The organism is Lyngbya aestuarii BL J (assembly GCF_000478195.2).
GTDB lineage: Bacteria > Cyanobacteriota > Cyanobacteriia > Cyanobacteriales > Microcoleaceae > Capilliphycus > Capilliphycus aestuarii.
Genome location: NZ_AUZM01000362.1, coordinates 1 through 463 on the forward strand (window position 1 = coordinate 1; position 463 = coordinate 463).

General features: G+C 40.4%; 1 protein-coding gene. It reads left to right on the forward strand.

The window, feature by feature from the left end:
- Window positions 1-463 (forward strand): RNA-guided endonuclease InsQ/TnpB family protein (locus M595_RS28530; RefSeq protein WP_040484812.1); only part of this gene is annotated, 463 nt, incomplete at both ends.

The window sequence follows — 463 nt, forward strand, 5'->3', positions numbered from 1 at the left end:
AAAGAAATTCAGGAAAAAGGTGGCTAATGTTTATGAGAGAATAGCTAATTCCCGCCAAGATTTCTTGCACAAGTTATCAAGAAAGTTGGTAGATGAAAGCCAAGTCATTGTCGTTGAAAATCTCAACGTCAAGGGGATGGTTAAGAATCGTTTGTTATCCAAGTCAATATCTGATGTTGGATGGGGGATGTTTGTAAACTTTATGGATTACAAGCTCCGACAAAAAAGCGCAAAACTCATAGAAGTTGATCGCTTCTTCCCCAGTTCCAAAACTTGTTCTTGTTGTGGTCATATTGTGGATTCGCTGCTTCTAAATATCAGAGAATGGGATTGTCTTAACTGTAAAACTCACCACGATTGTGACAGTAACGCCGCACTCAACATAAGAAATGAAGGCATCAGAATAATACATTTTGGCGGAGGGAACCCCGTCTCTGCTGAGGGAGCCTGTTTAAGACCAGAT